This window comes from Methylobacterium sp. (assembly GCF_019750675.1).
Taxonomy (GTDB): domain Bacteria; phylum Pseudomonadota; class Alphaproteobacteria; order Rhizobiales; family Beijerinckiaceae; genus Methylobacterium.
The window spans coordinates 1-2606 of sequence record NZ_JAIEOF010000426.1 but is presented as its reverse complement, the minus strand read 5'-3'; the positions used below and the strand labels follow the sequence as shown (position 1 = coordinate 2606).

1 protein-coding gene is annotated in these 2606 nt (G+C 72.3%); it reads left to right on the top strand.

What is annotated here, in order from left to right; translation table 11 throughout:
* Nucleotides 1–2606, top strand: a 2606-nt coding sequence (locus tag K2X24_RS22400; protein ID WP_292501267.1) for a magnesium chelatase subunit H, incomplete at both ends; no start/stop codon positions are given.

The window sequence follows — 2606 nt, the reverse complement described above, 5'->3', positions numbered from 1 at the left end:
ATGATCCGGAAGCTGCCCAAGATCCTGCGCTTCATCCCGGGCTCGGCCCAGGACGTGCGGGCCTACTTCCTCACCCTGCAATACTGGCTCTCGGGCTCGGACGAGAACATCGCCAACCTGGTGCGTTTCCTGGCCGGGCGCTACGCGGCCGGTCCGCGCGAGGGCTGGCGCCGGATCGCGGCCGCCCCCGCGCCCCTGACCTACCCGGAGACCGGCCTCTACCATCCCCGCATGGCCGGCCGGATCGGCGAGGACGTGGCGCGGGTGCCGGCGCCGGCGGGCGCCGTGAAGGGCCGCATCGGCCTCCTCGTCATGCGCTCCTACGTGCTCGCCGGGAACACCGCCCATTACGACGGCGTCATCGCCGCCCTGGAAGCGCGCGGGCTTGCCGTGGTGCCGGCCTTCGCCAGCGGCCTCGACAACCGCCCGGCGGTGGACGCCTTCTTCCGCCGCGACGGCCGCCCCACCATCGACGCCCTGGTCTCGCTCACGGGCTTCTCCCTGGTGGGCGGTCCCGCCTACAACGATGCTGCGGGTGCCCAGGCGCTGCTCGCCGAACTCGACGTGCCCTATCTCGCCGCCCACGCCCTCGAGTTCCAGACCCTGGAGCAGTGGGAGGCATCCGACCGGGGCCTCTCGCCGGTCGAGGCCACCATGATGGTGGCGATCCCCGAGCTCGACGGCGCGACCAGCCCGATGGTCTTCGGCGGACGCTCCAGCCGCTCGCTGGGCTCATCCGCCCGCGACATGGTCGTGCACCCCGAGCGGGCCGACATGCTCGCCGCTCGCATCGAGCGCCTCGTCGCCCTTCGGCGCAAGGCGCGGGCCGAGCGCCGGGTCGCCGTCGTGCTGTTCGGCTTCCCGCCCAATGCCGGCAGCATCGGCACCGCGGCGTTCCTGTCGGTCTACCATTCGCTGCACAACACGCTCACCGCCATGAAGGCCGAGGGCTACGCGGTCGAGGTGCCCGAGAGCGTCGATGCCCTGCGGGACGCCGTGCTCGCCGGTAACAGTGCCCGGTTCGGCACCCCCGCCAACGTCCACCACCGCATCCCGGCCGACGAGCATGTCCGGCGCGAGCGGCATCTCTCCGAGATCGAGGCGCAGTGGGGCCCGGCTCCCGGACGCCAGAACAGCAACGGCTCGCAGATCTTCGTTCTCGGCGCCCAGTTCGGCAACGTCTTCGTCGGCGTGCAGCCCGGCTTCGGCTACGAGGGAGACCCGATGCGCCTCCTGTTCGAGCGCGGTTTCGCCCCCACCCACGCCTTCTCGGCCTTCTACCGCTACCTGCGCGAGGATTTCCGGGCCGACGCGGTGCTGCATTTCGGCACCCACGGGGCGCTCGAATTCATGCCCGGCAAGCAGACCGGCCTCTCCGGCGCCTGCTGGCCCGAGCGCCTGATCGGCGCCACGCCGCATGTCTACCTCTACGCCGCCAACAACCCGTCCGAGGGCCTCCTGGCCAAGCGCCGCTCCGCCGCGACCCTGGTGAGCTACCTCACCCCGAGCCTCGCCCAGGCCGGCCTCTATCGCGGGCTGATCGACCTCAAGGCCTCGATCGAGCGCTGGCGCGCCCTGGAGCCCGAGGCGGTGGCCGAGCGCCGGGATCTGGCCGACCTGATCCAGGCGCAAGGGGCCGGACTCGACCTCGTGGCGGCCGAGCCCACTTGGACCGCAGACCTCGCCGACCATGTCCACCGCCTCGGCGCGGCCCTGCACGAGCTGGAGCACAGCCTGATCCCCCACGGCCTGCACGTGGTGGGCCAGGGGACGCCGCCCGACCAGCGCGTCGACATCCTGCTGGCGCTGGCCGAAGCCACCCACGGCCTCGCCCCCGCCCGTGCCGGGCTCGACGCCCTCGTGGCGGGCGCCACCCTCGATGCGGCCCTGGCGTTGGGCGAACTCGCCGCGACCGAACCGAACCGCGCCGCCCTCGCGCGCTTACGCGAGACGGACCGCCTGTTGTCACAGGATCACGAGATCCAGGGCCTGCTCCGGGCGCTGGACGGCCGCTTCATCGCCCCCGTGGCGGGCGGCGACCTCCTGCGCAACCCCGATATCCTGCCGACGGGGCGCAACCTGCACGGCTTCGACCCCTACCGCCTGCCCTCCGCCTTCGCGCTCGCCGACGGCACCCGGCAGGCCGCGCGCCTGTTGGCCCGCTATCGCGACGAGGGCGCGGCCCTGCCCGAGAGCATCGCCCTCGTGCTCTGGGGCACCGACAACCTGAAGAGCGAGGGCGGCCCCATCGCCCAGGCTCTCGCCCTCATCGGCGCCGCCCCGCGCTTCGACGGCTACGGACGTCTCAGCGGCGCTACCCTGATTCCGCTGGAGACCCTCGGCCGCCCTCGCATCGACGTCGTCGTGACCCTCTCGGGTATCTTCCGCGATCTCCTGCCGTTGCAGACGAAGCTCCTGGCTGAGGCGTCCTACCTCGCCGCAACCGCCGACGAGCCGGTGGAGCTCAACTTCGTCCGCAAGCACGCCCTGGCGCTCCAGGCCGAGCACGGCATCGACCTCGAGACGGCCGCGCTCCGGGTCTTCTCCAACGCCGAGGGCACCTACGGCGCCAACGTCAACCAGCTCGTCGAATCCGGCCGCTGGGA